Consider the following 7,855-nt stretch of genomic DNA (forward strand, 5'->3'; position numbering starts at 1 on the left):
GAAAGTCAATAATGATGGCTTCGTAAAAAGTCGTCACTCCGGTGAAAACCGGAGTCCAGAGAACTTATAACTATTTGAAAGGACTGGATTCCGGCTTTCGCCGGAATGACAGAAAAGCGTATTTACAGACTTTTTACGAGACCATCAATAATATTTGATTTTGGGATTTAATTTCTCGGTGCGCTCTGGGTCCTCTGTGGCCAAATTTTTATCACATCCGGAACATGGAAGCCATCGCTCCCGTCGCCCGGTAAATCCCTACCAGGACGATTATCACAATGGCCACGAGCAGGGTAGACATGGCCGCTGCTCCCCCGAGCGCCCCGGATTCAACCATATTGTAAATGTCCACAGCCATCACTCTCCATTTGGGCGTCACCAAAAAAATCGTGGAAGTCAGTTCCGTGATCGCCCGAATGAAAGCGAAGGTGATCCCGGCAATGAAAGCTGGCTTCATCAGGGGCAGAACAATTTTGCGGAAGGTGGTAACCCAGGGGGCACCCAGATCCGCGGAAGCCTCTTCCATGGCCACGTCAATCTGCCTCAAAGTGGATACCCCGGAGCGCAGGCCGAAAGGCATACGGCGGATGCAGTAATCCAAAACGATGATAAAGGCGGTTCCGGTAAGGATCAGCGGAGCTTTGTTGAAAGCTACTACAAACCCTAGCCCCATCATGGTGCCAGGTACGGCATAAGGGAGGGTTCCCAGAAAATCCATAACTTTCTTCCCCAGGAAGCTTTGGCGAACGATGAGGTAGGCGATCAGAACCCCCAGGAGTGTGGCGAACAATGCGCCGATGGACGAAAGGAGCAAACTATTGATGATTGACCGCATCGTGTTGGTGAATACGAGACGGTAATGCTTCAGGGTGAAGGAGCTATCCACCCCCCAAACCTTGGAAAAACCTCCCAGGAAGATTACCAGATAAGTGACCAGGACGATCCCTGACAGAAGGAGGCAGAACCCAAAGATAGGGCCTTTGATCCTCCAGGGGGTTTTCCTGACTTCCGTATGGGCCGGTGCTCCTGTAACCGTGACATAGGAGCGTTTGGATCTATACCAGTTCTGGAAGTAAAAAAGAAGAAAGGAAGGGATTAGAAGGATTACGCTCAGGGTCGTTCCCATGCCCCAGTCCAAGACTCCCAGAGTCTGGATCACGGACTCCACGGCTAAGACTGAGATCCCCCCTCCGAGTAAAGCCGGGGCTCCAAAAGCACTAAGGTTGGTCATGAAGACCATCAGGGTGGCGGCCATGATGGCCGGCGTAATGAGAGGCAGGGTCACAGTACGCAACACCGTTAAATCACTTTAGGGTTTATTCCCCGCCGCTTGCGGCGGGGTAGTTTATTCATTAGAGTCTCTTGTCAATCAATTTTTATAACTCGTCCCTCTTCACTTTTACAAAATCCCTATTCGTGGCCTGGGGTTCAGGGCGATGAGGGCCGGCAGCATCGACCAATCGTTAAAGACGCTTAGCGCTGAGCGCTATGCGCAGAGCGAATTATTTTCCGTGATGCCAAGCGAAACGCCCTGAACCCCAGGGCCTGGGAGGATCATCCAGCGCGGGGACCGGGCGGAGGGGTGGCAAAAGTTTTTCTTCCGTTGACGAAACTCTCCCAGTTTGATACTTTCAGGCGTAGGAAATAAGCAGAGGGCGGCGGTTTTTAATGATCTTTCATGGGATTCTCTTCTTTTTTTTCGTCGTCTCTTGCCTCCTCCCTTCAGCGGCTGCGGCCAAGACTCTTTCCGGCAAGGTCCTCAAGGTATTTGACGGCGACACAATCTTAGGGCGTATTCATGCTCGGGAAGAACACGTTCGCCTGCGGGAGATTGATGCCCCGGAGGTAACCCATCAAAAAAGGATCGGCCAGGAACCTTGGGGGAGGCGAGCCAGGGATTTTGCTCAGTCGCTGGTCAAAGGAAAGACCGTGCGACTGGAGATAGAAGAAGACGATGAACGGGACAAATATCACCGGCTTCTGGCCTATGTTTTTATAGACCATACTTTTATCAACCAAGAGATGGTCAAATCCGGCAACGCTTTTTTTTACCCGGGTCATTTTAATGGAAAACACGCTGCGGAGCTTAAGGAGGTTGAAGAAGCGGCCAGGGAAAAAGGACTCGGAGTCTGGGATAAAAAGAAGGGCCTCAAGGAAAGGCCGTATGAATTTCGCAAACGTACAAAGCGGGATGAAAACCTTTTTCCCCAATTCAGGCACCTGATCCGAGGGAAAGCGCCACAACCTTCCGCGAAGGAATATCCAGTTCCGCCAGATAAAATCGTAGCCAATAAACGTTCGATGATATACCATATGCTCGGAAGCTCGGGCGCAGCGAGGGTAAACCCTAAAAACCGCGTCTTCTTCGATACTCCGGAAGAGGCCGAAAAGGCCGGGTATCGGCGGGCAAAAACCGGAGAAGCGCAGCGGTGAAAGGTTTTAAAGCTCGGTGATCTCTGTGTCCTCGGTGGCTAATTTAAACAATCCCCTGGATAACATCGCCATTGTTTTGATCAGACCCCAATTCGCCGGGAACATGGGGGCGGTGAGCCGGGCCATGAAAAACATGGGACTCTCCCAGCTCATCCTGGTATCACCGGCCCAGGATCATTTGTCTGAAGAGGCCCGCATGATGGCCACTTCAGCTCGGGACATCCTGGAGAAAGCAGAAATTTATCCCTCCCAGGAAAAGGCCTTAAGGGGATTTCGATGGCTCGCCGGGACTTCAGCTCGCAAGGGGAGAAACCGCGGCCCTTTTATCACACCGCGGGAGATCTGCCCGGAGATCATTGCCCATGCCCGGACGATCCCGGTGGCCATCCTCTTCGGCCCGGAAGACAAAGGGCTGACCAACGAAGAACTGGCCCCTTGCCACGCCCTGATCACCCTGCCCACCTACTCCAGCCTCCGCTCCCTGAACATGGCCCAGGCCGTGATGCTGGTCTGCTATGAACTCTACCTAGCCAGTCTTTCCCACTCCCCCGGAGAACCTTTGCTTCCCCAATTAGCGGAGTTTCAAAAAGTAGAAAGAATGTACGCCCATCTGGAAGAACTCCTCCTGCGCATCGGTTTTCTCGATCCGAAAAACCCCAAAAGGATCATGCATACCCTGCGGCGGATTTTCGGAAAAGCCAACCTTTCCGACCGGGACGTGGCCGTCCTGCGCGGGATCTTCCGGCAGCTGGAATGGTACGCCACCAAACGGGACAAAGAGACGCAAAGCGCATAGCGCAGAGCGCAAAGGGAAAAACCATGGTATTTCGCTAGGCGTTGGGCGTTTTGTTGGAGGTTTCTTCAGGACTTTGAATAAGCGGGGGCGTTTCCACGGCCGCGAGCTTGTCGCTGAACTTCTCGAGCTGTCTCTGGGACGAGTCGTAACTTCCCTTGGATTGCTCCAGATGTTTTCCGAGTTTCCTGAACTCCTCCTGGAATTTGTCCAGTTGCCCGCGCAATCCGCCCAGGTCGCGAAGGATCTGCCGGGCGCTCTCTTCCACTTTCATCCCCCGCAGTCCCAGGAGAATCGTGTGCAGGTAGGCATAAAAGCTGTTGGGAGAAACCGGGACGACATGTTTAACGAAAGCATATTCCCGCAAACTCTTCCCTTCGCCCAGGGCTTCATCCTTGATGAAGGCCTCGTAGTAAACATTCTCGGCGGGAATATACATGAGGGCAAAATCGCAGGTTCCTTCATGCGGCAGAATGTATTTACTGGCGATCGCCTCCACATGTTTCTTCACGTCAGCGGCGAAGAGCTTGAGGAAACTCTTCTTCGCTCCATCGTCCTCAGCCAGAAGGCCCTTCTGAAAATTTTCCAGAGGAAACTTGGCGTCGACAGGGACAAGCCCCTGACTTAAGCGAATAACCGCATCCACCCGTTCTCCACTTTTAAAGGAATGTTGCAGGGTGAAGTATTCAGCGGGCATGATCTGGGCTAAAAGGTCGCCCAGCAGGAATTCACCCAACCCACCCCGGATTTTAGGGGCCCGCAAGATTTCCTGCAGGCTGGCGATGGAACGGCCCACCTCTAAAATGCGTTTGTTGGCTTCATCCAGCTGAGCCAATCGAGACTGAACTTCCTGCACCCGGTCGCCGAAATGCTGGCTGGCCTTCTGCACCAGGCCCATCCCGGTTCCTACCTGCTCGCTAACCTGGGAAGCGATGGAATTCAACTGGCTGGTAACCTGGCTGGACAGGGAACTCAACTGCTGGTGCATGAGCTGCACGTTGCCATCGAGGGACCGGCCTACCTGGTCGCGCAGACCGTCGATCTGCTGCTGCAGGAGCAGGAAGGCCGGGTCTTTCTCTTTCGTGGCGCGCATCTCCCGCCATTGTCGGGTGCTCTGTACGAAGAAGAAAAGAACTAAGACGATTAAAATGCCCAGAAGGGCCAGTATCCCAATTTCCATAGTATTCCAACCCAAAACATAAAGAATTGGGGACTCAGAATCTAGAAAGCTGATCCACTCTTGAAGTTTTAAGTTAAGGTTACCAGAAAATTATCTTCCCCTCAATGGGAAAGAAATGTTTCCGCTTTCTTGATGGAAATTGGGTCACATCTTCAATTGTCAATAGAAGCCTAAAAGGGTTGATATTCATGAAAGATGGGGATGTAGGTTCTAAAACGACTTGGCAAAGATTACGAGAGAGACTTAGCTTGCCTTCGGGCACAGACGGCCGAGACTCAATGCCCGGGATTTTGCAGCAGAATCGAATGTTGAGATCAAACCTCTTAGAGCTACTAAAAATAAGCTTTTTTTCCTTTGACACCTAAGACCCTGCTTTCTATACTGGATGTGGTTTAAAAGGATCTTTTACCAAGAGGTGTTTTTAAAATTAATGAAAGGAGATAATGATGGAATTAAAAAACATAATTTTTGAAAAGAAAGACTTCCTGGCCTGGATTACCCTAAACCGTCCTGAGGTTCGAAATGCCCAGAATGACGCTGTAAGAGCGGAAATTACATGGGCGCTTGAGAACAGTCGGGATGATGACAACGTTCGCATCATCATCGTTACCGGGGCTGGAGATAAAGCTTTCAGCGCCGGCGCAGATATCAGCGAATTTCCCAAGAGGACGCCGGCTGATATTCTCCGGGGCAAAGGTATCAAGAGGATGACTGACTTGCTCCGGGAAATTCCCAAACCCGCAATCGCCATGGTCAATGGTCTCGCCTTGGGGGGCGGCTGTGAACTGGCAATGGCTTGCGACATTATTATTGCTTCTGAAAATGCCATGTTTGGCCAGCCGGAAATTAATGTCGGCGTCATTCCAGGGGCCGGCGGGACACAGGTTCTTCCGCGGCTGGTCGGTGAAAAGAAAGCCAAGGAGCTGGTTTTTACCGGGAGCTTTATTTCTGCCCAGGAGGCGTTGGCGCTAGGGCTTATCAACAAAGTAGTCCCTCAGGAAAAATTACGGGAAGCGGTGATGGAGATGGCGAAAGCGATCCTGCGCCATAGCCCGATCATCCTGAAGCTGTGCAAGTTGGCCATTAACAAGTCCCTCGACGTTCCTTTAACTGTGGGCATGGACTATGAGCGGGATCTCTTTGCTATGTGCTTTGGCACGGAGGACCAGAAAGAAGGGTCGAAGGCCTTCTTGGAAAAAAGGAAGCCTGAATACAAAGGGAAATAGTCCCCCCACGTCAAGGGAATCCGGGGCATAGTTGAAAATTAACACCTACTGAAAAGGGGGCAGGTTCCTGTTCTCGGCAATAGAAAGGTGAGGGCGAATATCTTGGCTTTGGCCAAGGCTGCCCGGAGCCAAATTGAGAATGGCGATTGTCATGCCCCTTTCAGGATGAAATTCATCCCCCGTTTGATTGAAGCGTAGTTACTTCACCAGCTTCCTTTGTTGACTTGCGGGAGGTGGAGGAATTCCTGGCGCATCAGGGCTCGGACTGCGGTACTGCCAACGTGAACATCGGCACGTCCGGTGCGGAGATCGGTGGTGCCTTCGGGGGGGAAAAGGACACCGGCGGCGGCCGCGAGTCCGGCTCCGACGCATGGAAAGCTTATATGCGGCGGCAGACCAATACCATTAATTGGAGTACCGACCTGCCGCTGGCGCAGGGCATTAAATTTGATGTGTAATTCCTCGAGCTCTTCGGCCAGTTCATCGAAGATCTGCTTTTGGGCATCACAGCTTGAGGGTGACATCAGTTTTTAGTGGCTGTTTTGGGAAGCAGCAGGGCTCCGGCCATGCCTGTAAACGCCACTACCGCCGAGAGGATAAAGGCTGGAGTGAAAGAACCAGTTAGGTCAGCGATTTTCCCGGCAACTGGCGGGGCCAGGGCTTGGCCTATGCCAAAGATCAGGATGGTAAAACCGAGGGCCGCCGGGGCCATGCGCGCGCCGATCGAATCCCCGACGGCTGCGGAGATGATGGAAGGAACGGACCAGGCTGTCAACCCAAAGAGAATAGTGGAGATTAAATAGCCGGGGCTGGATTTAATGAGTCCGAAAACCAGGTAGGAAGTCCCCTGGATGAGAAAAACCAGAGCCAAGCCATACTTACGCCCGATAAAATCGGACACAGTGCCCCAGAAAGGGCCACAGAAGATGCTCAGGATGCCCAAGAGCATTAAATAGCTTCCCGCCTTCTCTGCACTAATCCGCGCTTCGTTGATCAGATAGGCCGAGAAAAATTGCATGTAAATGATGTAGGAAAATCCGAAGGTGAAAAAAATTCCGGCCAGATGCCAGAGAGGTCGAGAAGCGTAGACCCTGCTCCAGGAAAAAGAAGAAGGGCTGGATGGAGGACTTAAAGTGCTGCCGATGGGGAGTAGGTTCTTTTCCTCGGGGCGATTCCGCAGAACAAAATAATTTAGCCCGGCGATGGCCAGGGTGAGGCTTCCCAGGATGTACCAGCATATCCTCCATCCGCCGTCGGGAAAGGCTTCCAGAATGCAAGGGATCAGAGGGCCCAACAAAAGTAAGGCCACGCTGGAGCCGCTGACCAAAACTCCAGTGGCCATCCCCCGCCGATTCGAGGCGAACCAAGCCGAGGCTAAGGCCATAATGGGGACATTCGAGCCAGCGCTGCCGATCCCGGTAAGCGTACGCATAGTCAAGGCGAATTCAAAAGAATGGGACAGTCCGGTTAGGATCAGGCAGGCAGCTACGAGAAGAAGAGAAGCTGAAATTACGAGGCGCGGGCTGAGGCGGGTGGCCAGATATCCCCCCAAAAGGGAGAAAGTCAGATAGCCGACAAAGTTCCCCGTGCCGATCCAGCCCATCTGGGCATACGTTAAGGAAAGGGCCTCTTTCATCGAGGGCAGAATGGGAGTGTAGGCGAAACGGCCGAATCCGAGCGAACCCATAACCCCGATAAAACCGGCAAAAAGAATGAGCCAGCCATAATGAACGGATTTCCGTCCCTCCCGCATGGGTTCTCCATAACATAGTTCCTATGTTTATTGAAGAAAAATCTCGCCCCCCTTCACTTTTCAATAGGTTGATGAATTTCCTTTGATTAAAGGAGCTCGGACGGGAGGGTGATGAAAGAGGGAGAGATTCACCCTCCCGTCCGGGCCGGGCAGTCTCTTCCCGGGTCTTGATAATCCTTTTGAAATCATGAAAAAATAAAAATTGAAGGGAGGCAAAGAAAAAAAACTTATTGACGAAGGTTGGAGCATTGCGTATGATTTTTTTCAGTTCTGCCCATCGGGCCTGAAGAAGGAGGAGAAGGCAGTGGCCAAGAAAAAAATGACCCCAAGCCTTTTTGATTCATTTTGAAACCCCTTCTTCTCGCGCAATTACTCAACGCACCTTTTGGAGACCCGGCACTCTTTATAGAGGTCCTTTGGGAACGCCGTGCTTTGCTTTTCGACCTGGGGGGCCTTACCGATCTTCGCCC

The 7,855-nt window shown here is 52.1% G+C and carries 6 protein-coding genes and 1 pseudogene; 4 read left to right on the forward strand and 3 right to left on the reverse strand.

Annotation, left to right across the window (positions count from 1 at the left end; all coding sequences use genetic code 11):
* Positions 1-211: 211 nt before the first annotated feature.
* Positions 212-1,297: an iron ABC transporter permease gene (locus Q7V48_08145; protein MDO9210706.1), complete on the reverse strand. Its 1,086-nt coding sequence runs from the start codon at positions 1,295-1,297 to the stop codon at positions 212-214.
* 371 nt (positions 1,298-1,668) lie between these two features.
* Here Q7V48_08145 and Q7V48_08150 point away from each other — a divergent pair, with 371 nt between their 5' ends.
* Entirely contained in the window at positions 1,669-2,433 is a 765-nt protein-coding gene (locus Q7V48_08150; protein MDO9210707.1) for a thermonuclease family protein, read from the forward strand.
* Between the two features lie 34 nt (positions 2,434-2,467).
* On the forward strand, positions 2,468-3,229 hold the full coding sequence (locus Q7V48_08155) for an RNA methyltransferase (protein ID MDO9210708.1): 762 nt from the start codon (positions 2,468-2,470) through the stop codon (positions 3,227-3,229).
* A gap of 34 nt (positions 3,230-3,263) precedes the next feature.
* On the opposite strand, the gene Q7V48_08160 is transcribed toward Q7V48_08155, so the two are convergent.
* Complete coding sequence (locus Q7V48_08160; protein ID MDO9210709.1) at positions 3,264-4,406, reverse strand: DNA recombination protein RmuC; 1,143 nt, start codon at positions 4,404-4,406, stop codon at positions 3,264-3,266.
* 446 nt (positions 4,407-4,852) lie between these two features.
* On the opposite strand from Q7V48_08160, the gene Q7V48_08165 reads away from it, so the two are divergent.
* Both Q7V48_08165 and Q7V48_08170 read left to right on the forward strand, forming a co-directional pair.
* Positions 4,853-5,632 carry an enoyl-CoA hydratase-related protein gene (locus tag Q7V48_08165; protein ID MDO9210710.1) on the forward strand — a complete coding sequence of 260 codons (780 nt, stop codon included), beginning with the start codon at positions 4,853-4,855 and terminating at the stop codon, positions 5,630-5,632.
* Positions 5,633-5,853: 221 nt separating this feature from the next.
* A pseudogene (locus tag Q7V48_08170) lies at positions 5,854-6,090 on the forward strand (aldehyde dehydrogenase family protein).
* Between the two features lie 65 nt (positions 6,091-6,155).
* Here Q7V48_08170 and Q7V48_08175 read toward each other — a convergent pair.
* Positions 6,156-7,385 carry an MFS transporter gene (locus Q7V48_08175; GenBank protein ID MDO9210711.1) on the reverse strand — a complete coding sequence of 410 codons (1,230 nt, stop codon included), beginning with the start codon at positions 7,383-7,385 and terminating at the stop codon, positions 6,156-6,158.
* Between the last annotated feature and the right edge of the window lie 470 nt (positions 7,386-7,855).

This window comes from Deltaproteobacteria bacterium (genome assembly GCA_030654105.1).
Classification (GTDB): Bacteria; Desulfobacterota; SM23-61; order SM23-61; family SM23-61; genus JAHJQK01.